Here is a 22202-nt window from a genome sequence, read left to right on the forward strand (position 1 = left end):
AAGAGGTCGGCCAGCCTAGCACAGCCGGATAGCCGGAGTCGTCGCAGCCTGGCCCTCACATGCGTCGGCAGCGCCGCGAGCAGTAACGCACTTCGTCCCAGCAGCGCGCCCACTTTCTGCGCCAGCTGAACGGCAGACCACAGCGAGCACAGATCTTCGATGGCAGGTCGGCCTTCCTTCTCACAAGGAATCCCCAGCATCCAGCCGTGCCAGCAGCGCCTCGCCACGCTGCCAGAGCGCTTGCTGCCTGGCCTCGTCCATGCGGGTCAGGTTGCGATAGACGATGGTCATTCGTGGATTGCCCTGCAGCGGCTCACGGTGGCGCATCAGGAAATGCCAGTACAGCGCGTTGAACGGACAGGCATTCTCCGTCGTGCTCTCGGCCACGCTGTATGAGCAATCCTGACAGTAGTCGGACATCCGCTTGATGTACTGGCCGCTCGCGCAGTAAGGCTTGGACCCCAGGTAACCACCGTCGGCGTGCAGCACCATGCCCAGCACGTTGGGCAGCTCCACCCACTCGAAGGCATCCATGTACACGGCCAGGTACCAGTCGCACAGCGCCGGCGGTGCGATACCCGCGAGCAGGGCGAAGTTGCCCGTCACCATCAGCCGCTGGATATGATGCGCGTAGGCCAGTTCGAGCGTCTGGCCGATCACCTGGCGCATGCAGTTCATCCGCGTCCGACCGGTCCAGTAGAACTCCGGCAGTGGTCGGTCGTTGCCGAATGCATTGCGCCGCGCATAGTCGGGCATCTGCAGCCAGTAGATGCCGCGCACATACTCGCGCCAGCCGATCAGCTGGCGAATGAGACCCTCGGCCGCGTTCAACGCAACGCGCCCTTCACGGTATGCCACCTCGACATCGAGGCACAGTCGGCGTACATCGAGCAGGCCCACATTGAGCGCAGCGCCGATGCGCGCATGAAACAGGAAGGGATCGCCGCTGGCCATGGCATCCTGGTAATCACCGAACGCAGCCAGGCCGAAATCCAGAAAGTGCTTCCAGAGTTGCTCGGCTTCGGCGTGGGTCACCGGGTAATCGAAGCCATCCAGGCCGCCGTAGTGATGGGCGAAGCGTGAGCTCACCAGTGTCAGCACTTCACAGGTAATGGCATCGGCCGTAAAGGACAGCCTGATCGGGCCATGTAACCCGCGCGGCAGCGGCTTACGGTTGTCAGAGTCGAGGTTCCAGACGCCGCCCTCTGGCGTGCCGTCCGGGTTCAGCAACAAGCCGGTCTTGCGCCGCATCTCCCGGTAGAAGAACTCCATGCGCAACTGCTGCTTGCCCCGCGCCCAGCGTTCGAACTCGCTGCGCGAGCAGAGAAAGCGCCGATCTTCATGCCAGTTGATTGGCAACCCCGTGCCCTTCAGCGCCTGCTCGACGCGCCAGTCGCCGGTCTCGGTGATGTGTATCGTTTCGGGCCGGTGCAATGCGGCAAAGCGGGCCAGCTCACCCGCCAGAGAGCCGCTGTTGGCCGGATCATCGAGCCGCACGTAATCCACTGCCACGCCACGTTCGCGAAGCGCTTCGGCGAAATGGCGCATGGCACTGAACAGAAAGACGATCTTCTGTGGGTGGTGCGGGACATGACCAGCCTCCTCAGCTACCTCGGCCAACAACACCCGATCACGCGATGGGTCCAGGCCGCTCAGCGCGGACAGCTCGAAGCTCAACTGATCGCCAAGCACCAGCCGCAACGCGGCGACACTCTGGCTGCCGGACGCTGCGCCCCTCCAGCGCGGTGACAATGCTCGGCTCACCACTGCGAGCGCATACCGATAGGTACGCGCAAAGGCTCGCGCAGCCCCTCGGACAGGCCGCACATCTCATCGTAGGGCGACTGTTGCACCAGATGGAAAGGCAGCTCGGGCAGTTCCCGCAGCAGATCACGGGCATGCTCGACCGAACGCAGATGCCAGACGCGACCGAGCTCATCGACCAGGCTGTGACGCTGGCCTTGCAGATAGATATCGAGGATGTAGATGCCGCCCTCGAGGGAGATCAGCTCGAGGGCGTCGATGTGACCGGCATCGGCGTGCCGGACAAGGTCTTGGAGGTTCATGGCGGGCTCCCCGGAAAATCCGATACAGAATATTTAACAAAAATAAATTTCTGTACGGCTTTTCCGTTCAGCCCTTCGACACACTCAGTGCTTGGTGAGCTTGTCGAGGTAGCCCATGGCGAACGCCGAGACCACGAACGTCAGATGGATGATCACGTACCACATCAGCTTTTCGCTCTCCAGCTGCTGCGCATCCATGAACATACGCAGCAGGTGGATTGAGGAGATGGCGACGATGGAGGCCGCGACCTTCATTTTCAGCGAGCCGGAATCCATCTTGCCGAGCCAGTCGAGCTTTTCCTTGCCCTCTTCGATGTCGAGCTGCGAAACGAAATTCTCGTAGCCGGAGATCATCACCATCACCAGCAGACCACCGACTAACGCCATGTCGATCAGCGACAGGAGCTTGAGGATGAGCTCGGCCTCGCCGAGCGAGAGAATCGCCGGGAGGATATGAAATATTTCCTGGAAGAACTTGATCGCCAGCGCCAGCAGAGCGAACGCCAGGCCGAAATAGATGGGAGCCAGCAGCCAGCGAGCGGCATACATGGCATTTTCGAGAATACGCTCCATGAGGTCTCACACGGGAAATGACGAAGGACGCGAGTATACGCAGCAGGGACGAGTGCACCAAGGCAGTCAGGGAGCGCTATCCGGCATGTGGATAAGCACAAGGGCATCACGCGGCCAATTCGCCTAGAACGATTGGCCGCGACGTGCTCGGTCGTCGAGCGCAACTATTCCCAACCGCTCAGAAAGCGCCCTTGGTTGGCGTTGACGCGGCGCAGCTCGGCTTGCATGTGCAGCTGCCAGATGGATGGATCGGTCGACTCGGCGTAACCCTGCCCCATCAGGTTGTCGGCGATCGCAGCGAGCACCGACTCGGCCTTGGCAGGCCCGTGGAACGGGCCCTGCACCTTAATGGCGGTGGGCTGACCATCGGCCAGTCCGGCGGCGCAGAGCAACGTCCACAAACCGTTACCGCCGGCAAGCGGGCGTATGGCGCATTCGATTCGGGTAACCAGGCCCAGGCACTGGCGGTTCAGACACAGGTTGTGCGGCATGGTGGCGGTCCTCGCATCGGCCGACGCGGGAGACACCCTGTCCGGGTGGGCGCGCAAGCCTGTTTATCCCCTGAAGCTGTGGATAACCATGTGGATGGAGGGTGGATGCCCTCCTCCATTGCAGACCCGCCGCTGGCGCTATCGTTCCGTTCAAAAACCGCACAATGGCGCAGTCAATCTCCACCCTCAGGCGTGGACGGTGCCTGATCGGCGGTCGCCGACTCGCTCTTGCCTTCGTCTTCCATTTCGATCTCGGCAATATCACGCAGACGCTCGACCACCCTGGCGTTGACGCTGCCCTTGGGGAAGTGCCCCTGTTCGTTGGCGGCACCGACGTCTTCGCCGACCAGAAGCGATAAAGCCTCATCCACCTGTCTTACAGCATAGACGTGGAATCGCTGCTGGCGTACCGCTTCGAGCACACGCTCGTCGAGCATCAGCGTGGTGACGTTGGCAAAGGGGATGATCACCCCCTGCTCGCCGGTGAGCCCACGTGCTTCGCAAAGGCGGAAGAAGCCCTCGATCTTCTCGTTGACCCCGCCGACCGCCTGCACTTCGCCGAACTGGTTGATCGAGCCGGTAATGGCGAAACACTGCTTGAGCGGTGTACGCGACAGTGCCGAGATCAGCGCGCAGCATTCGCCGAGCGAGGCACTGTCACCGTCGACGTAGCCGTAGGACTGCTCGAGCGCGATGCTTGCCGAGATTTCCAGCGGAAACTCCTGGGCGTAGCGGCTGCCGAGGTAGCCAGTGAGGATCATCACCCCTTTGGAGTGGATCGGCTGGCCGAGATTGACCTCGCGCTCGATGTCGACGATCCCCGAACCGCCCGGGTAGACGGTGGCGGAAATGCGCGCCGGCATGCCAAAGGCCGAATCGCCGACTTCCAGCACCGTCAGCCCGTTGCACTTGCCGATCGCTGCGCCCTCGCTGTCGATCAGGATCACACCGGCGAGGATATCCTCGAGTATCCGCGCCGAAACCCGACCGGTGCGCGTGGCCTTGGCCTTCAGCGCACGCTCGATGTGACCGACATCGGTGACCTCGTCCTTGGCCAGCTGGCGAATGAAATCGGCCTCGCTGACCAGCTGGAACAGGTCGCCGATACGTGCCGACAAGCGCCCCTGATGTTCGGCCAGGCGTGCGCTGTAGGTAGCCAGACGCGCGACGGCCGCGGCGGTTAGCGGCGCCATGCCCTCTTCCGAAGTGCGGGTCTTCATCAGCTGAGCGAACTGCTCGAGGCTGTCCTCGGCCAGCGGGATGTCCTCGTCGAAGTCCACCAGCACGCGGAACATCTCCTGGAAGTCCGGATCCAGGTCCTGCAGCGTGTAATAGAGCTGGCGCGAGCCGATGATGATCACCTTGACGTTCAGCGGGATCACCTGCGGCGTCAGCGTCACGGTGGCGAGGCGGCCCAGCTCGGCGAGCGGCGACTCCATCTTCAGTTTGCGTGACTGCAGGGCACGCTTGAGCGCTTCCCATACAAAGGGTTCGCTGAGCAGTTTCTCGGCCTCGAGCATCAGGAAACCGCCATTGGCGCGGTGCAGGGCCCCCGGACGCAGCTGGCGGTAGCTGGTGTAGAGCGCGCCCTGATCGGTGTTGTACTCGATGCGACCGAACAGATTGTCGTAGGTCGGGTGCGGCTCGAATACCACCGGTGCGCCGCCATCGACCGGATGGCCGACCACCAGGCTCGGGCTGTACTGCTCTTCCAGCAGCACCCGGTTCTGCGCTTCCGGACGGTTCTCGTCGACCAGTTGCTCGACCACCGTCTTCAACAGGTTGACCTGCACCGCCTGCAGGTACGCCTCGATACCGGCGTTCTCCGCATATTTCTCGGACAGCGGCGCGAGCAGCGGCTGCAGCGCCTGGCTGATGGTTTCATCGTTGAGCTGGCGCAGCTGGTTGGTCGACTCGCGCTTCCACTGCGGAAGGCTCGCCAGCTCTTCGTTCAGCCGCACTTCCAGCGCGGAAATATCCTCGTGGTAGCGCTCGCGCTCGCTCTCCGGCAGCTGAGCGAACTCGGTTTCGTCCAGCGCCTTGCCTTCCTTCATGGGGGTGAAGGCGATGTTGGTGCTGTCGCGATAGAGAGCGATCTCCTTCTCCAGCGCGAGCTTTTCGATCACATCCAGTGCCTTGTCGTAGCGCTGATTGAAGGCGCGGTCGATAGCGCTCTTCTTCTGTTGGAAGCTGGGATGCTCGAACACCGCCGGGAAGGTGGCCAGCAGGTTGTCGATCAGCTGATTAATGTCGGCGATGAACGCAGCGGCACCGCCATGTGGCAGCTCCAGCACGCGAGGCTCGCGCGGCTCGTCGAAGTTGTTCACATAGACCCAGTCCGACGGCGTCTCCAGTCGCTTCCCCTCGGCCTTCAAATACCGTCGCACGAAGGAGAAACGCCCGGTGCCGGGCTCGCCCATGACATAGACGTTATAGCCCGGGCGCGGCATCGCCACGCCAAACTGCAGCGCCTCGACCGCGCGCTCCTGGCCGAGCACGCCGAGAAAGGGCTCAAGCTCGGCGGTGGTCTTGAAGTTGAATTGGCTGGGCTCGAAGGGACGGGTCAGCGCATCGGGTGCCAGGCGCAGGCCGGCAGCGACAGTTTCAGGCATCGGGAATCCTTGACGGGGTGGCGCGCAGCCACGATTGATGCGCGTCATTCTCGCGCCGAGCCAGCCGCGCCGCAAGGTTGGAGCCGGTGTATCCCGAGCCAGCGACTGCCGGACGTGGCTGACCGGCGCTCGCTGCTTCTTTGCTGCCGACATATGAGGAAACAATCGTGCGCGCCTGTTCTGTTCGCAGCTCTTGATATGGGTCAACCAGCCGCTTGACGAAAAGGCGCCTCCTAGAGCCAGCCAACACAAAAGGAGCCTTCATGATGCGCCCTTCTCTCAGCCTATTACTTAGCAGCCTAATCGTTACCGGCGTAGCGAATGCGGATGAATTACGCGAGCGAGCCAACGCGATGTTCAAGCCGATCCCGGACAAGGTCACTGAGCTCCGCGGTCGCCAGGTCAGTGAAGACCAGGCCATGCTTGGTCACAAACTCTGGTTCGACCCTCGCCTGTCGAGCAGCCATGTCATCAGCTGCAACACCTGCCACAACCTGAGCATCGGCGGCAGCGACAACGTGCCGACCTCCATCGGCCATGGCTGGCAGAAGGGCCCGCGCAACTCGCCCACCGTGCTGAACGCCGTGTTCAACGCCGCGCAGTTCTGGGATGGGCGCGCCAAGGACCTGCAGGAACAGGCCAAGGGCCCGGTTCAGGCGAGCGTCGAAATGAACAGCACACCCGAGCGCGTCGTCGCCACGCTCAAGAGCATTCCGGAGTACGCCGCCGAGTTCAAGAAGGCCTTCCCCAAGGACAAGGAACCGGTCAGCTTCGACAACATGGCCTATGCACTGGAAGCCTTCGAGGTCAGCCTGACCACGCCGAACTCACCGTTCGACCGCTTCCTCAAGGGCGACGACAAGGCGCTGGACGACAAGCAGAAGCAAGGCCTGGCTCTGTTCATGGACACCGGCTGCTCGGCCTGCCACAACGGGGTGAACCTGGGTGGCCAGGGCTATTTCCCCTTCGGCGTGATCAAGAAGCCAGGGGCTGAGGTGTTGCCGACCGGCGACAAGGGCCGCTTCGCGGTGACCAATACCGCCAGCGACGAGTACGTATTCCGCGCTGCGCCGCTGCGTAACGTCGCGCTGACACCGCCGTACTTCCACAGCGGCGAGGTCTGGGAACTCGAGCAGGCAGTGGCCATCATGGGTGACAGCCAGCTCGGCCAGCAGCTCAACCCGGACGAGGTCAGCGCCATCACCGCATTCCTGCACAGCGTGACCGGCGACCAGCCGCAGGTGGTCTATCCCGTGCTGCCGCCCAGCACCGCAGACACTCCCAAGCCGGAGTGAATGCATCCAAGAACCCGGCGCAGCGCGCCGGGTTTTCGTCCGTACAGCCGCGCGCCCTCACCCACGATTCTGCTCCTTGAGCAGGTCCCGGATCTCGGTCAGCAACAGCTCCTCCTTCGAGGGTGCCGGTGGTGCCGACGGCGCCTCGGCTTCCTTGCGCTTGAGCTGGTTGATCGCCTTGATCGCCATGAAGATGGCAAATGCAATGATCACGAAATCCACCACCGTCTGGATGAACGCGCCGTAACGCAGCAGCACGGCCGGGGTATCCCCAACAGCATCCTTGAGCACGATGGCGAGATCGGTGAAATCGACTCCACCGATCAGCAGCCCCAGCGGCGGCATGACCACGCCATCGACGAACGACGACACGATCTTGCCGAACGCGGCGCCGATGATGATCCCCACCGCCATGTCGACGACGTTGCCGCGCACGGCGAACGCCTTGAACTCGCTGATCAGACTCATATTCGCATCATCCTTCTGGTAGTCGCAGGCTTGCATGAAATGGCGCAGCATCCTGGCGCGGAGCGCCGTCGTAGAGCATAGGCGGCGCAATCGGCACAAGCCACGCCGATGTGCCTTTCATCGACCGGTTATTGCGAATGAGGTTCGCTTGATCGCCGTCAACCGGTTCTGCCGGACGGACGAATAAGGTAGAGCCCTTCCTGACACCCGGAGCGATTCCATGCACGTCGAACACCACCCCCTGATCAAGGACTTCCCTGAAAAGCGCGAGCAACTGCAGAAGCTGCGTCAGGAAGACCCGGTCTTCGCCCGCAAGGCCGAAGAATACGAGGCGCTGGACAAGCGCATCTGCCGCGTCGAAGACGGCGTCGAAACCCTCGACGACGCCGCGCTCAGTGCGCTCAAGCAAGAGCGTGTGAACATGAAGGACGACATCGCCCGCGACCTCAAGCGCGCCTCCGGCAGCTGCTGCGGTGGTTGCTGCGGCTGATAGGCCCGACGAAAACGAGAAGCCCGCCATTCGGCGGGCTTCTTCGTTGCACACCCCGCTAGAACAGGCCGCCGAAACGGAAACCCGAACCGACCCAGACGAACGCCACGGCAGTCAGCGTGATCAGCACGATATGCAGGCCCAGCTGCGGCAGGCGCTGCCCGTCCAGCTTCGGAATCAAGGCCAGCCGTGCATGGGCGCCGAGCAGCGCGGTCAAGCCGAGCAGCACCAGCTTGGTCTGCACCAGCCGAGCGAGCGGTGTGGTATCGAACCACTGGGCATGGGGCAGCCAGAGGCTCGCCAGCCAGAAGCCGGTGACGATCTGAATCAGCAGTGCCGGGATGCCGATGCGCTCGTAAAGCTGCTCGAACTGGCGTACCGGCTGCGGATCGCGCTGGCGCATGGCCCTGGGCAGCACGCCCAGCAGCAGCACCAGGTGCCCGCCGACCCAGACGCTCGCTCCCAGTAGATGCAGAAACAACAGATGACGCATGGCACGCACTCCTGCTCGATTTGTTTACAGTCTGGCGGTTCCCGCGCCGCTTGTGGCTGATGGCAATCAAGTCAGCCGTTATCATGCGACACCCATTCCCCGACCCGGAGTTTCCCATGGCCAAGGCCAAGCGCATGTATGGCTGCACCGAATGCGGCTCGACCTTCCCCAAGTGGGCCGGCCAGTGCGGCGACTGTGGCGCCTGGAACACCCTGGTCGAAACCGTCATCGACGGCGCCGCGCCACCGTCCGGCCGCGCCGGCTGGGCCGGGGATCAGGCCAACATCAAGACCCTGGCCGAAGTCAGCGTCGAGGAAGTGCCGCGCTTCTCCACCGCCTCCGGCGAGCTGGACCGCGTGCTCGGCGGCGGCCTGGTGGACGGCTCGGTGGTGCTGATCGGCGGCGACCCAGGCATCGGCAAGTCGACCATCCTGCTGCAAACCCTGTGCGCCATCGCCCAGCGCTTCCCGGCGCTGTATGTCACCGGCGAGGAATCCCAGCAGCAGGTGGCGATGCGCGCGCGCCGTCTGGACTTGCCGCAGGACAGGCTCAAGGTGATGACCGAAACCTGCATCGAGTCGATCATCGCCACCGCGCGGCTGGAAAAGCCCAAGGTCATGGTCATCGACTCGATCCAGACCATCTTCACCGAGCAGCTGCAGTCGGCGCCCGGCGGCGTCGCCCAGGTGCGTGAGAGCGCGGCGTTGCTGGTGCGTTTCGCCAAGCAGAGTGGCACGGCGATCTTCCTGGTCGGCCACGTCACCAAGGAAGGCGCGCTGGCCGGCCCGCGCGTGCTCGAGCACATGGTCGATACGGTGCTGTATTTCGAGGGCGAATCCGATGGCCGCCTGCGCCTGTTGCGCGCGGTGAAGAACCGCTTCGGTGCAGTCAACGAACTCGGCGTGTTCGGCATGACCGACAAGGGCCTGAAGGAAGTCACCAACCCCTCGGCGATCTTCCTCACCCGCGCCCAGGAGGCAGTGCCCGGCAGCGTGGTGATGGCCACCTGGGAAGGCACCCGGCCGATGCTGGTGGAAGTGCAGGCCCTGGTCGACACCAGCCACCTGGCCAACCCGCGCCGCGTGACCCTGGGTCTGGACCAGAACCGCCTGGCCATGCTGCTGGCCGTGCTACACCGCCACGGCAGCATCCCGACCTATGATCAGGACGTGTTCATCAACGTGGTAGGCGGCGTGAAGGTGCTGGAGACCGCTGCGGACCTCGCCCTTATGGCTGCGGTGATATCCAGCCTGCGCAATCGCCCGCTGGACACCGACCTGCTGGTGTTCGGTGAGGTGGGTTTATCGGGCGAGATCCGCCCGGTGCCGAGCGGCCAGGAACGCCTGAAGGAAGCCGCCAAGCACGGTTTCAAGCGCGCCATCGTGCCCAAGGGCAATGCGCCGAAGGAGGCCCCGCCCGGCCTGCAGATCATTGCCGTGACGCGCCTGGAGCAGGCCCTCGACGCGCTGTTCGAATGAGTCGGCTAGGCGCCGCCCAGCGCTGCCAGCTCACGCTCCAGCAGCGCTTCGTCGCCAAGGTTGAGTTCGACCAGACGTCGCAAATGAGCGATCGAGTCGAGGTCGATGTGCTGGCAGACGAAGCCGATCAACTCGCCTTCCTCATGAGCCATGCTTACCTCCATACGCACCTCGGCGTCGTCGGCAAGGCGCACCCGTGCCACGAAGGGTTGCTCGGCGTCAGCGCTCCAGTCGGCGGGACGACGAACCAGCAGCCCCTTCAGCGACAGGTCATGCAGCTCCACCGACCAGCAACGCTCACCCTGCACCAGTTCGGTGGCTGCGTCGAACTCGATGCGCTGAAAGCGCCGGCGCTCACTGGACGAATCACTCATGGCATTACTCCGCGAAGTCTGGGTTCACTATAGGACAGTACCAGCCGAAGCCGCCGTCACAACCAGCGGCGGACGCGCGCGCAGTAGGCCCGATAGTCATCGCCGAACAGCTGGATGAGCAGCCGCTCCTCATGCACGATGACGCCACGCTGCATGGTCACGATCACCGCAGGGAACAGCAGCCACGGCCACAGCGACGCCCATAGCAGCGCGATGCCGAGGTAAATGAGGCTGTCGGCCAGGTAGATCGGATTGCGCGAAAAGCGGAACGGCCCCTCCTCCAGCAATTTCGCCGGCTTGCCGTAGGGATTGACCGTGGTCTTGCGCCAGAGCATCAACAAACCGGCCCAGAGCATCAGCAATACGCCGGCATCGATCAGCCCCCAACCGAAGTAATCCGTCCAGATATTCTTCGGTAGCGCAACGGGCAGCAGCGCCTCGAGCAACCAGGCGACCGCGAGAAACAGCAGATAGATGATTGGCGGAGGAAGGATCACGCCAGTGGCGTTTTTGAACATGCCAGAACTCCGATGAGCGGTGTGCGGAGTCTAGCGCGGCGCACGCCCGAAGCGACCGATCAGGATCAAGCCAACAGCGGTTGCCGGCGCCAGAAAGCAGAAAGCCCGCTTGCGCGGGCCTTCCGTTTGCAGCGCCTTGACGCTTAGTTGCCGTACACCGGGAACTTGGTGCAGACGGCTTCGACCTTGCCACGGACCGCTTCGATCACCGACTCGTCGCCCATGTTGTCGAGGATGTCGCAGATCCAGCCGGCCAGCTCGCGGCACTCGGTTTCGCCGAAACCACGAGTGGTGACCGCCGGAGTACCGATGCGCAGGCCGGAGGTGACGAACGGCGAACGCGGATCGTTCGGCACACTGTTCTTGTTCACGGTGATGTGGGCGCGACCCAGGGCGGCGTCCGCGTCCTTACCGGTGATGTCCTGCTTGATCAGGCTGAGCAGGAACAGGTGGTTCTGGGTGCCGCCGGAAACCACGTCGAAGCCGCGCTGGATGAACACTTCAGCCATGGCCTGGGCATTCTTCACCACCTGCTGCTGGTAGGCCTTGAACTCGGGCTGCAGGGCTTCCTTGAAGCACACCGCCTTGGCCGCGATGACATGCTCCAGCGGGCCGCCCTGGGCGCCCGGGAAGACCGCGGAGTTGAGCTTCTTCTCGATCTCCTCGTTCTTCTTGGCCAGGATCAGGCCGCCGCGCGGGCCGCGCAGGGTCTTGTGGGTGGTGGTGGTAACGACGTCGGCGAAAGGTACCGGGTTCGGGTAAACGCCAGCAGCAACCAGACCAGCCACGTGCGCCATGTCGACGAAGAGATACGCACCGACCTTGTCGGCGATCTCGCGGAAGCGGGCAAAGTCCAGCTTTTGCGAATAGGCGGAGAAGCCGGCGACGATCATCTTCGGCTTGTGCTCGACGGCCAGGCGCTCGACTTCGTCGTAGTCGATCAGGCCTTGATCGTTGATGCCGTACTGCACGGCGTTGTACAGCTTGCCGGAGGACGACACGGAAGCGCCGTGGGTCAGGTGGCCGCCGTGGGCCAGGCTCATGCCGAGAATGGTGTCACCGGCACTGAGCAGGGCGAGGTAAACCGCGGCGTTGGCCTGGGAGCCGGCGTGCGGCTGGACGTTGGCGTAGTCGGCGCCGAACAGCTGCTTGGCGCGATCGATGGCCAGCTGCTCGACCACGTCGACGTACTCGCAACCGCCGTAGTAGCGCTTGCCCGGGTAGCCTTCGGCGTACTTGTTGGTCAGCACCGAACCCTGGGCTTCCATCACCGCCGGGCTGGTGTAGTTCTCCGAGGCGATCAGCTCGATGTGGTCTTCCTGACGCTTGGCTTCCTGCTGCATGGCAGCGAAAAGCTCGGCGTCGTATTTGGCGAGGGTCAAATCACGGCTGAACATGGCAGTCCTCTGAGGTCAGCTGGCGGTTAAAAAGTGAGGCGCGGATTCTACCCCATCCACGCCGTTGCGGGTATGAGCGCTGGTCATGGTCAGCATGAACGCGAGCGCCCTACCGACCCGCGCAGGCCCCACCGACAGCACCGCCGCGGTTTGCCCTGACCGGCCCATTCGGGTAGCTTTGCGCCCTTTACATGCCACCCTTTTCTTCCCGGCCCTGGCGGCTTCGGGGCGGCATCCATCACCACTGTCACGGGCATCTGTTTCCATGGCTCAATACGTCTACACCATGCACCGGCTGAGCAAGGTCGTTCCGCCGAAGCGTGAGATCCTCAAGAACATTTCCCTGTCGTTCTTCCCCGGCGCCAAGATCGGCGTGCTCGGCCTGAACGGCGCCGGTAAGTCCACCCTGCTGCGCATCATGGCCGGCGTCGACACCGAGTTCGACGGCGAAGCCCGCGCCATGCCGGGCATCAATGTCGGCTACCTGCCGCAGGAGCCGCAGCTCGATCCCGAGAAGACCGTGCGCGAGATCGTCGAGGAAGCGGTCAGCGTGATCAAGGACGCCCAGACCCGTCTGGATGCCGTCTATGCCGCCTATGCCGAGCCAGACGCCGACTTCGACGCGCTGGCCGCCGAGCAGGCCAAGCTCGAGGCGATCCTGCAGGCCTCCGATGGCCACAACCTGGAGCGCCAGCTGGAAGTAGCCGCCGACGCACTGCGCCTGCCGCCGTGGGACGCCAAGGTCGGCCACCTGTCCGGTGGCGAGAAGCGCCGCGTCGCGCTGTGCCGCCTGCTGCTGTCGGCCCCCGACATGCTGTTGCTGGACGAACCGACCAACCACCTGGACGCCGACTCGGTGGCCTGGCTGGAGCATTTCCTCCACGACTTCCCCGGCACCGTGGTGGCGATCACCCACGACCGCTACTTCCTCGACAACGTCGCCGGCTGGATTCTCGAACTCGACCGCGGCCAGGGCATACCCTTCGAGGGCAACTACTCGCAGTGGCTGGAAGCCAAGGCCGCGCGCCTGGAGCAGGAAGCCAAGCAGGAGTCGGCACACAAGAAGGCCATGAAGGCGGAACTGGAGTGGGTACGCCAGGGCGCCAAGGCCCGCCAGTCGAAGTCCAAGGCCCGCCTGCAGCGCTTCGAGGAGATGCAGTCGCAGGAATTCCAGAAGCGCAGCGAGACCAACGAGATCTACATCCCGGCCGGCCAGCGCCTGGGCGACAAGGTCATCGAGCTGAAGAACGTGCGCAAGGGCTACGGCGATCGCGTACTGATCGACGACCTGTCCTTCAGCGTACCTAAGGGCGCCATCGTCGGCGTGATTGGCGGCAACGGCGCGGGCAAGTCCACGCTGTTCCGCATGCTGATGGGCAAGGAAACCCCGGATTCGGGCAGCATCGAGATCGGCGAAACCGTGCAGCTGGCCTGCGTTGACCAGAGCCGTGACGACCTGGACGGCGGCAAAACGGTCTGGGAAGCGGTTTCCGACGGCCTCGACCAAATCCGCATCGGCAACTACGAGGTACCGTCGCGCAGCTACGTCGGTCGCTTCAACTTCAAGGGCGCCGACCAACAGAAGTTCGTCAAGGACCTCTCCGGCGGGGAGCGCGGTCGCCTGCACCTGGCGCTGACCCTCAAGCAGGGCGCTAACGTGCTGCTGCTCGACGAACCGTCCAACGACCTCGACGTCGAGACCCTGCGCTCGCTGGAAGAGGCACTGCTGGACTTCCCCGGTTCGGCCATCGTGATCTCTCACGACCGCTGGTTCCTTGACCGGGTCGCCACCCACATCCTGTCCTACGAGGACGATGGCAGCGTGGTGTTCTTCGAAGGCAACTACACCGAGTACGAAGCCGATCGCAAGAAACGCCTCGGTGACGCCGCCTCCCAGCCGCACCGCGTCAAGTACAAGAAGCTCGCGCAATAACGCTGTGGAAAACCCGAACGGAGCCTTATGGCTCCGTTCTTGCGTCAGAAAGGCGACGAACGAACTAGTAGCAAAATGCCTTATGTCGGATAATTGCCGCCCTCTCTGACCCCGGCCGGCAATCATCTACCGCGCCACGACTTCGCGACAGGAAAGGAACTCGCATGGCAGCCTTGGGACTGCGCGGCAAATCACTGCTGGCCTTGTTGCTCAGCTGCCTGCTGGCCTTCGTGTTTGCCGGCTTCATCGGCCGCGAAGCGCTGCTCGGTGTGCAGCATCGCTTTGGCGAAGCCTATGCACGCAATGTCGTGCAACTCAACCGCGAGCGCCTGTTCGCGCCGGTCTCCCGTGAGCTGGCCCTGGCTCAACGGCTGGCGGCCTCGCAGCTGACCCTCGCCTGGCTGAGCGATGAGCGCGATCCAGCCAAGCGTGAGATCTTTTTCAAGGAAGCCGCCGGCTACCAGCAGGCACTCGGCGATCACGCCTACTTCGCCGCGTCGGCGCATAGCAACAGCTACTACTCCAACGGGCCCGATCAGCCACGCAGCGATGCGCCGCGCTATCAGATGAGTCCGGACAACCCGCGCGACGAGTGGTTCTACCTGACCCTGCAAAGCGATGCCCCTTACGCCATCAACGTCGATCGTTCGGTCGTGACCGGCGAGCTGAAGGTATGGTTCAACGTGCAGGTACGCGATGGCGAGCGCCGCCTGGGGCTGGTCGGCTCGGGTATCAGCCTGAAGGCCTTTCTCGATGACTTCATCGCCTCCGGCAAGGTCGGGGTCGAGTCGATGGTGCTCGATGCCTATGGCTCGATCCTGGTCCACCCGAACCAGAATCTGGTCACCCTGAATGCCGAAACCGCGCGCGGACGCTCCTTGTCGACCAGCATTCTCGGCCAGCTCGACGACCTGAGCGCGGCCTCGGCAGTGCGGCAGGCCATGGCGGAAAGCCGCGAAAACCCCGGCACGGTGACGACATTGCGCGTCACTCTGGACGGCGCGCCCCGCTTGCTGGCACTGAGCTGGATTCCTGAACTGCAGTGGTTCGTCGCCAGCGCCGTCGACCTGGGCACCGCGCAGGTGGTCGAGATCCGCCCGCTGCTGCCGGCCATCGGCCTGTTCCTGGTGTTGTTCCTGCTGCTGATCGGCGGCGGCGCCTGGCTGGTGGAAAAGCGTGTGCTCAAGCCACTGCGCCAGCTACGCCGCAGCGCCCAGGCGCTGGCGGCCGGGCATTACGACGCGCCGCTGCCGCTGCATCGCCAGGACGAGATCGGCGAACTCAGTGCAGCCTTCGGCACCATGGCGCAGCAGGTCCGCAGCCACACCAGCGAACTGGAGAAGCGCGTACGCGAGCGCACCCGTGACCTAGAGCAGGCCAATCGCGAGATGGCAGCAGCGCACAAGAAGATCGACGACTCCATCGATTACGCCAGCCTGATCCAGCGCTCCATCCTGCCCAACCGCCAGCTGGTGACCGCCATGGGTGACCGCCATGCGGTGCTCTGGCGTCCGCGTGATGTTGTCGGCGGCGATTTCTACGTGTACCGCGCCGACGAGCAAGGCTGCTTGTTTGGCGTCGTCGACTGCGCCGGACACGGCGTTCCCGGCGCACTGATGACCATGCTCGCCCATGCGGCCATCGACCAGGCGCTGGGCAGTAGTGGCCTGCAGGATCCCGCTGCGGCACTTTCACGCACCGATGCCATCGTGCGCAGCATGCTTCGTGACGAAAACGGCTCCCACGCCCTGGCGACGAACATGGATATCGGCCTGGCCTATGTCGATCTTCGCCAGCGCAAGGTGCATTATTCCGGCGCGAAGATTGCCTTGTACTACTGCGACGGCGCAGACGTGCAGGAAATCAAGGCGGCCCGACGCTCCATCGGTGACAAGCGGGTCGGCGAATACCACAACACCTGCATCGACCTGCTGCCGGGACGCACTTTCTACATGACCACCGACGGATTTCTCGACCAGGCTGGCGGCGAACAGGGCTACGGCTTCGGCAACAGCCGCTTCGCCAGCATGATCCGCGAGCACGCGCAGCTGCCACTGGCCGAGCAGGGCGAGGCGTTCAGCCGCGCGCTAGCGCGCTACCAGGGCGATTTCCCGCAGCGCGACGACATCACGATGTTATGTTTCCGTTTCGATTGAGACAGGGAGTTGGCCATGGCCTCCATTGACATGTTCGCGATGCGCGAATCCTACAACCAGCAACAGATCATGCTGTGCTTCAACGGCCCCATCTCACGCAGTCTGATCGAAGAAATCGGCAATGCGCTGCGCAACTACATGAGCGAGGAGCAAGCGCACCCCTCCTCGGCCATGGATGTGTTCGCCGTATACATCGAGATGACCCAGAACATCCGTCATTACACCCGCGAGAAGAACTGGTCCGATCAGCAGGCCGGGGCCACCGTGGTGGTTTCCCGTGATGACCAGGGCCGCTATGTCGTCTCGGCCGGCAACCTGATCGAAACCGCCGATGGCCAGGTACTGCTCGATGCCATCGCGGAACTGGCGAAGAAGGACAAAGCCGAACTGAAGGCTCTGTACAAGGAACAACTGCGCAAGCCGCGCGACGAGCACGTGGCGTCTGGCGCAGGGCTTGGCCTGATCGACATCGCCCGCAAGTCCAGCGAACCGCTCAAGGCCTCGTTGCAGCCAGTCTCCGACGAACTGTCTTTCATCAGCCTGAGCGCCGTCATCTGAATCCCAAGAGCATCCCCATGAACGACTTTTCCATCCCCGGCAGCCAGTCCACCCCTGAAATCCAGTCCGACTGGGAAAAAGGCATCGTCTCGATGCGGGGCGATTCCTACCCTGAGAATTCCTACGAGCTGTTCCATCAGGTCTACGAGTGGATCGAACGCTTTCTCGCCCAGGCCAGCCACCCACTCAGCCTCGAGCTGCGCCTGCTGTACCTCAACACCAGCAGCATCAAGGCGATGATGGACATCTTCGACCTGCTCGAAGCGGCCTTCCAGGACGGTCGCCAGGTGGCGGTCAACTGGTACTACGACATCCGCAACGAGCGTGTGGTCGAGCTGGCCGAAGAGTTCAAGGAAGACTGCACCTTCCCCTTTGCCATCCAGAGCCACGACTGACGGAAGGTCGATATGCGCGGGCCATCGCCGCTAGAACAGGAGATCGCCGGTCTCCTTGCCAATCCAGAGTTCGAAGGCCACCCACTGAAGGAGGCCCTCAGCCAGCTGTGGAGCGCCCATCACGATCTGCTCGGGCGCATCGAGCGCATCGCTCGCGTGTCGGATGGCTACCAGAGCATCGCCCGCGAACGCGAGCTGAGCCTGGCGGCGCGTTTCGACAAGCAGCTGCGCCAGCTGGAAAAGGTCGCGCGCATCTCTGACCGCTACCAAATGATGATGCAGGACCTCAACGCCTCGCTGCGTGAGGCCTCGACCCTGGATTCCCTCACTGGGATCGCCAACCGCCGCCTGCTCACCGAACGCTTGCGCGAGGAAAGCGAGCGCGCCAAGCGCTATGCGCGACCGCTGGCCGTGGTGATGCTGGATATCGATCGTTTCAAGGTGATCAACGACGAGTACGGCCATGAAGTCGGTGACCGGGTGCTGATCGAGGTGGTGCGGGTCATGGAGTCGGAAATACGCGAACATGATCTGTGCGGGCGCTGGGGCGGCGAAGAATTCCTCATCCTGATGCCTGAGTGCACGGCCGCGACCGCCCAAACGGTCATGCGCCGCCTGGGCGACAGCATCTCGTCTCTGGGCGTGCGGGTAAACGACGACCTGCTCGGCGTCACCGCCAGCATGGGCATCGCCGAATTGCATGCCGACGAAACCTACTCCAATACCATCAACCGCGCCGACCTGGCCCTGTTGCGCGCCAAGCGCAGCGGTCGCAACCGCTGCGAACTGGCGGACTAACTCCGCCAGCGCACAATAATGACGCACTCAATGCGCCATTTTGGCGCCAATTGATCCAGCTTCAGTTTCAGCTCTCCTGAAGTACCTTGAAACAACCGCCCCAGAGGCGCTCTGCGCGATACCTTACGCCAGCTGGCTTACCTATCTACGCACCACTGAAAGGCACAGCCGAGTCAGAACGCACTTCCGCGGTGCAAATCAGGTTTGTTACAGTCGCCCGCCAAAATTATCAATGACTGCCAACAAGCGGTCGCCGAGGGCCTACTGATGATCGAAACCGTTGATGCCTTTCTCGCCCGCCTGAAGCAACGCGACCCACACCAACCCGAGTTCCACCAGGCCGTGGAAGAAGTGGTTCGCAGCCTCTGGCCATTCCTCGAAGCCCACCCGCACTACATGCAGGCCGGCATCATCGAACGCATGGTGGAGCCGGAGCGCGCCATCATCTTCCGCGTGCCGTGGGTCGACGATCAGGGCCGCGTCCAGGTCAACCGCGGTTTCCGCATCCAGATGAACAGCGCCATCGGCCCGTACAAGGGTGGTCTGCGCTTCCATCCGTCGGTCAATCTCGGCGTGCTCAAGTTCTTGGCCTTCGAGCAGGTCTTCAAGAACTCCCTCACCTCGCTGCCCATGGGCGGCGGCAAGGGCGGCTCGGACTTCAATCCCAAGGGCAAGAGCGACAACGAAGTGATGCGCTTCTGCCAGTCGTTCATGAGCGAGCTGTACCGCCACATCGGCGCCGACCTCGACGTGCCGGCCGGTGACATCGGCGTCGGCGGTCGCGAGATCGGCTTCCTCTTCGGCCAGTACAAGCGCCTGTCCAACCAGTTCACCTCCGTCCTGACCGGCAAGGGCCTGGCCTATGGCGGCAGTCTGATCCGCCCGGAAGCCACCGGCTACGGCTGCGTGTACTTCGCCGAGGAAATGCTCAAGAGCAGCCACAGCAGCTTCGACGGCAAGCGCGTGGCGATCTCCGGTTCCGGCAACGTCGCACAGTACGCGGCGCAGAAGGTCATGGAGCTGGGTGGCCGGGTCGTCTCGCTGTCCGACTCGGGCGGCACGCTGCACTTCCCGGACGGCATGACTGCCGAGCAGTGGACCTACCTGATGGACCTGAAGAACGTCCGTCGCGGTCGTCTGGAAGAGATGGGCACGCAGTTCGGCGTGACCTTCATGGCCGACCAGCGTCCGTGGAGCCTGCCGTGCGACATCGCCCTGCCCTGCGCCACGCAGAACGAACTGGATGGCGAAGACGCCCGCGCACTGCTGAAGAACGGCTGCATCTGCGTGGCGGAAGGCGCGAACATGCCGTCGACCCTGGAAGCCGTCGACCTGTTCCTCGAGGCCGGCATCCTCTACGCACCGGGCAAGGCCTCCAACGCCGGTGGTGTGGCCTGTAGCGGCCTGGAGATGAGCCAGAACGCCATGCGCCTGCACTGGACCGCCGGTGAGGTGGATACCAAGCTGCACGGCATCATGCAGTCGATCCACCACGCCTGCGTCGCCCACGGCGAGGAAAACGGCCGGATCAACTACGTTAAGGGCGCCAACATCGCCGGCTTCGTCAAGGTCGCCGATGCCATGCTGGCCCAGGGCGTCGTGTAACGGCCGCGCCGACCGGCAAGCCTGGCCAGAAAGACAAAGCCCCCGTCGGATCGTCCGGCGGGGGCTTTTGCTTTGCGGGGCTTCCCGCGGCAATCGACTACCAGTAGTTCTCCACTGCCACCTGACCGGGCCGGCGGGTCATCGCCAGGTTCAGATCACGGGCTTTCAGTACCGCACGGGTGTCCTCGATCATCTGCGGGTTGCCGCAGAGCATGATCCGCGAATGCTCAGGCGTCAGCTGCAGATCGGCGGCGCGCTCCAGTTCGCCGTTCTCGATCAGCGTGGTGATGCGCCCATGCAGCGCGCCGGGCACCCGTTCGCGCGTGACTACCGGCAGATACAGCAGCTTCGCGCCCAGACCTTCCAGATAGTCGCGCTGAGGCAGTTCGGCGATCAGCTGCTGATAGGCCAGCTCGCGGGCTTCGCGCACGCTGTAGACGAGAATGATGCGCTCGAAGCGCTGCCAGGCCTCGAAGTCCTGCAGGATCGACAGAAACGGGGCAATCCCGGTGCCGGTGGCCAGCAGCCAGAGGTCACGACCGTCGGGAAAGCGATCCAGCGTCAGGAAGCCGAAAGCCTGCTTGTCCACCAGCAACTCGTCGCCGACCTTGAGCCGGCTCAACTCGCTGGTGAATTCGCCGTCCGGCACCACGATGGAGAAGAAATCGAGAAACTCGTCATGCGGCGCCGAGACCATCGAATAGGCACGCCAGACGATACAGCCGCTGGGCTTGCGCACGCCGAGGCGCGCGAACTGCCCGGCGGTGAAGCGAAAGCCGGGATCACGGCTGGTACGCAGGGTGAACAGGTTGGGCGTCAGCGTCTGCACCTCGAGCAGGCGCTGGCGGGTGAACTTCTCTTCGCTGGCGGTCATACTTCGCTCCCTCCGAGCATCTGCCGGACCTGCCGCTCGCAGCGCCCGTGAATTGTTGATACTCCTTTCCGACGCAGATAAACACCGCCAGTTCTCATGCCTATTCTCGACACTCCGTACGCCAGCCTCGACCTGATCCGTCAACCGGAGCAGCCCAACGAGCCGTTGCAGGCCTTCGACGCTGCCGACGAATACCTGCTCGCCACGCTGCATGAACAGGGTTTGCCGACGGCCGCGCGGGTGCTGATTCTCAACGACAGCTTCGGTGCGCTGGCCTGCTCGCTGGCCGCGCATGTCGAGGTGACCAGCAGCGGCGACTCGCATCTGGCCCATCTGGCCCTGCAGAAGAACCTGGCACGCAACGACCTGCCGGCCGAACGCGTGCGATTCGTTCCCGCCAGCGAAGTGGCTCATGGGCCCTTCGACCGGGTGCTGATTCGCGTACCGAAGACCCTCGCCCTGCTGGAAGAACAGCTGATCCGTCTGCACGGCCAGCTGGCGCCCGGCGCGCAGGTGATCGCAGCGGCGATGATCAAGCACCTGCCGCGTGCCGCCGGCGATCTGCTGGAGCAGTACATCGGCCCGGTGCAGGCTTCGCTGGCGGTAAAGAAGGCCCGCCTGCTCAGCGCAACGCCGGTCGACAAGCCGGCACCGCGGTCGCCCTACCCGACCCGCTATCAGCTCGACCAGCCAAAACTGGAGCTGCTCAACCACGCCAACCTGTTCTGTCGCGAGGGGCTCGACATCGGCACGCGCGCCTTTCTGCCGCATCTGCCCAAGGCGCTCGGCGCGCTGCGTGTCGCCGACCTCGGCTGCGGCAACGGCGTGCTCGGCATCATCTATGCGCTGGGTAACCCGCAGGCGGAGCTGACCCTGGTGGACGAAAGCTATATGGCGGTGCAGTCGGCGCGCGAGAACTGGCAGGCGATCCTCGGCGAGCGCCCGGCCGATATCCGCGCCGGCGACGGCCTGGCCGAGCAGCCGCCGGCCTCGCTGGATCTGGTGCTGTGCAATCCGCCGTTCCACCAGCAGCAGGTGGTCGGCGATTTCCTCGCCTGGCGCATGTTCACCCAGGCCAAGGCGGCACTGACCAAGGGCGGCGAGCTGTGGATCGTCGGCAATCGCCACCTCGGCTATCACCTCAAGCTCAAGCGTCTGTTCGGCAATGCCGAGCAGGTCGCCGCCACGCCGAAATTCGTCGTTCTGCGGTCGATCAAGGCATGAACGAGGTGCCGGTCCGCCTGAGCATCCGGCAATTCGCCGCACGTACCGGGCTGTCCGCCGACACGCTGCGCTATTACGAGAAGATCGGCCTGCTACGGCAGGTCGCTCGGGATGTCAGCGGTTTTCGCGTCTATGGCCCGCGCGACCTGGAGTGGATCGGCTTCATCCTGCGCCTGAAAGACACCGGTATGGCGCTGGACGACATCATCCGCTACGCCGATCTGCGCGAACAAGGCGATACCACACTGGCGGCGCGCCAGGCGCTGCTCGAAGAACATGCGGCCCGGCTGCAGGAACGCATCCAGCGCGACCATGATCATCTCGACGCGTTGCGCGCGAAGATCGCCCTGTATCGCCAGCAAACTTCCGCTTGACCTGGAGCTGACTCCAACCCGCAGGCTTTC

The 22202-nt window shown here is 63.6% G+C and carries 23 protein-coding genes; 11 read left to right on the forward strand and 12 right to left on the reverse strand.

The genetic code is table 11. From position 1 onward, the window contains the following. Window positions 1–55 precede the first annotated feature (55 nt). From ACX1DW_RS12680 to ACX1DW_RS12705, 6 genes are all read right to left on the reverse strand, one after another. Window positions 56–184: a DUF2256 domain-containing protein gene (locus ACX1DW_RS12680; RefSeq protein ID WP_200600216.1), complete on the reverse strand. Its 129-nt coding sequence runs from the start codon at window positions 182–184 to the stop codon at window positions 56–58. After that, a complete protein-coding gene (locus tag ACX1DW_RS12685) occupies window positions 181–1752 on the reverse strand; it encodes a cryptochrome/photolyase family protein (protein ID WP_458991660.1) in 1572 nt (523 codons plus the stop codon). The genes ACX1DW_RS12680 and ACX1DW_RS12685 overlap by 4 nt, the downstream gene beginning before the upstream one ends. A gap of 8 nt (window positions 1753–1760) precedes the next feature. Continuing rightward, window positions 1761–2066 (reverse strand): DUF6482 family protein, encoded by a 306-nt coding sequence (locus ACX1DW_RS12690; RefSeq protein WP_102840514.1) that lies wholly within the window; start codon window positions 2064–2066, stop codon window positions 1761–1763. Between the two features lie 84 nt (window positions 2067–2150). Then, entirely contained in the window at window positions 2151–2639 is a 489-nt protein-coding gene (locus ACX1DW_RS12695; protein WP_063544266.1) for a TIGR00645 family protein, read from the reverse strand. Between the two features lie 164 nt (window positions 2640–2803). Beyond that, window positions 2804–3130: a PA4575 family protein gene (locus ACX1DW_RS12700; RefSeq protein WP_063544264.1), complete on the reverse strand. Its 327-nt coding sequence runs from the start codon at window positions 3128–3130 to the stop codon at window positions 2804–2806. 173 nt (window positions 3131–3303) lie between these two features. Continuing rightward, window positions 3304–5742 (reverse strand): Lon protease family protein, encoded by a 2439-nt coding sequence (locus ACX1DW_RS12705; protein WP_063544262.1) that lies wholly within the window; start codon window positions 5740–5742, stop codon window positions 3304–3306. A gap of 266 nt (window positions 5743–6008) precedes the next feature. On the opposite strand from ACX1DW_RS12705, the gene ACX1DW_RS12710 reads away from it, so the two are divergent. Further along, entirely contained in the window at window positions 6009–7037 is a 1029-nt protein-coding gene (locus ACX1DW_RS12710) for a cytochrome-c peroxidase (protein ID WP_133456326.1), read from the forward strand. Window positions 7038–7094: 57 nt separating this feature from the next. On the opposite strand, the gene mscL is transcribed toward ACX1DW_RS12710, so the two are convergent. Beyond that, on the reverse strand, window positions 7095–7505 hold the full coding sequence (mscL, locus tag ACX1DW_RS12715; RefSeq protein ID WP_133456214.1) for a large-conductance mechanosensitive channel protein MscL: 411 nt from the start codon (window positions 7503–7505) through the stop codon (window positions 7095–7097). Between the two features lie 220 nt (window positions 7506–7725). On the opposite strand from mscL, the gene ACX1DW_RS12720 reads away from it, so the two are divergent. Then, complete coding sequence (locus tag ACX1DW_RS12720; protein WP_133456215.1) at window positions 7726–7995, forward strand: YdcH family protein; 270 nt, start codon at window positions 7726–7728, stop codon at window positions 7993–7995. A 58-nt stretch (window positions 7996–8053) separates the two neighbouring features. On the opposite strand, the gene ACX1DW_RS12725 is transcribed toward ACX1DW_RS12720, so the two are convergent. Next, window positions 8054–8488 carry a CopD family protein gene (locus ACX1DW_RS12725; protein WP_200600222.1) on the reverse strand — a complete coding sequence of 145 codons (435 nt, stop codon included), beginning with the start codon at window positions 8486–8488 and terminating at the stop codon, window positions 8054–8056. A 116-nt stretch (window positions 8489–8604) separates the two neighbouring features. Between ACX1DW_RS12725 and radA the strand changes: the two genes are divergently transcribed. Next, a complete protein-coding gene (gene radA, locus ACX1DW_RS12730; protein ID WP_200600224.1) occupies window positions 8605–9966 on the forward strand; it encodes a DNA repair protein RadA in 1362 nt (453 codons plus the stop codon). A gap of 5 nt (window positions 9967–9971) precedes the next feature. Here the strand turns inward: radA and ACX1DW_RS12735 are convergent, their stop codons facing one another. From ACX1DW_RS12735 to glyA, 3 genes are all read right to left on the reverse strand, one after another. After that, entirely contained in the window at window positions 9972–10340 is a 369-nt protein-coding gene (locus tag ACX1DW_RS12735; protein ID WP_110778055.1) for a PilZ domain-containing protein, read from the reverse strand. A 56-nt stretch (window positions 10341–10396) separates the two neighbouring features. Next, on the reverse strand, window positions 10397–10858 hold the full coding sequence (locus ACX1DW_RS12740) for a methyltransferase family protein (protein ID WP_133456218.1): 462 nt from the start codon (window positions 10856–10858) through the stop codon (window positions 10397–10399). Window positions 10859–11001: 143 nt separating this feature from the next. Further along, complete coding sequence (gene glyA, locus ACX1DW_RS12745; protein ID WP_200600225.1) at window positions 11002–12255, reverse strand: serine hydroxymethyltransferase; 1254 nt, start codon at window positions 12253–12255, stop codon at window positions 11002–11004. A gap of 265 nt (window positions 12256–12520) precedes the next feature. Here glyA and ettA point away from each other — a divergent pair, with 265 nt between their 5' ends. The 6 genes from ettA (at window position 12521) to gdhA (ending at window position 19700) form a co-directional block, all read left to right on the forward strand. Beyond that, window positions 12521–14188 (forward strand): energy-dependent translational throttle protein EttA, encoded by a 1668-nt coding sequence (ettA, locus tag ACX1DW_RS12750; protein ID WP_063544247.1) that lies wholly within the window; start codon window positions 12521–12523, stop codon window positions 14186–14188. Between the two features lie 164 nt (window positions 14189–14352). Beyond that, entirely contained in the window at window positions 14353–16344 is a 1992-nt protein-coding gene (siaA, locus tag ACX1DW_RS12755; RefSeq protein WP_200600227.1) for a biofilm regulation protein phosphatase SiaA, read from the forward strand. A gap of 15 nt (window positions 16345–16359) precedes the next feature. Then, window positions 16360–16902 (forward strand): biofilm regulation protein kinase SiaB, encoded by a 543-nt coding sequence (siaB, locus tag ACX1DW_RS12760; protein WP_133456221.1) that lies wholly within the window; start codon window positions 16360–16362, stop codon window positions 16900–16902. Window positions 16903–16919: 17 nt separating this feature from the next. After that, window positions 16920–17297, forward strand: a complete 378-nt coding sequence (gene siaC, locus ACX1DW_RS12765; protein ID WP_110778059.1) for a biofilm regulation phosphoprotein SiaC — start codon at window positions 16920–16922, stop codon at window positions 17295–17297. A 12-nt stretch (window positions 17298–17309) separates the two neighbouring features. Further along, entirely contained in the window at window positions 17310–18095 is a 786-nt protein-coding gene (gene siaD / locus ACX1DW_RS12770) for a biofilm regulation diguanylate cyclase SiaD (RefSeq protein ID WP_110778060.1), read from the forward strand. A gap of 267 nt (window positions 18096–18362) precedes the next feature. Beyond that, entirely contained in the window at window positions 18363–19700 is a 1338-nt protein-coding gene (gdhA, locus tag ACX1DW_RS12775) for an NADP-specific glutamate dehydrogenase (protein ID WP_200600229.1), read from the forward strand. Window positions 19701–19797: 97 nt separating this feature from the next. On the opposite strand, the gene ACX1DW_RS12780 is transcribed toward gdhA, so the two are convergent. Continuing rightward, the gene (locus tag ACX1DW_RS12780; protein ID WP_011912123.1) at window positions 19798–20574 is read right to left on the reverse strand and encodes a ferredoxin--NADP reductase; all 777 of its coding nucleotides are present in this window, start codon (window positions 20572–20574) and stop codon (window positions 19798–19800) included. Between the two features lie 96 nt (window positions 20575–20670). Between ACX1DW_RS12780 and ACX1DW_RS12785 the strand changes: the two genes are divergently transcribed. Both ACX1DW_RS12785 and ACX1DW_RS12790 read left to right on the forward strand, forming a co-directional pair. Next, complete coding sequence (locus tag ACX1DW_RS12785; RefSeq protein WP_200600231.1) at window positions 20671–21798, forward strand: methyltransferase; 1128 nt, start codon at window positions 20671–20673, stop codon at window positions 21796–21798. After that, the gene (locus tag ACX1DW_RS12790; protein ID WP_133456224.1) at window positions 21795–22172 is read left to right on the forward strand and encodes a MerR family transcriptional regulator; all 378 of its coding nucleotides are present in this window, start codon (window positions 21795–21797) and stop codon (window positions 22170–22172) included. Before ACX1DW_RS12785 ends, ACX1DW_RS12790 begins: the two co-directional genes overlap by 4 nt. The last annotated feature ends 30 nt before the right edge of the window (window positions 22173–22202 follow it).

The organism is Stutzerimonas sp. KH-1, assembly GCF_054483855.1.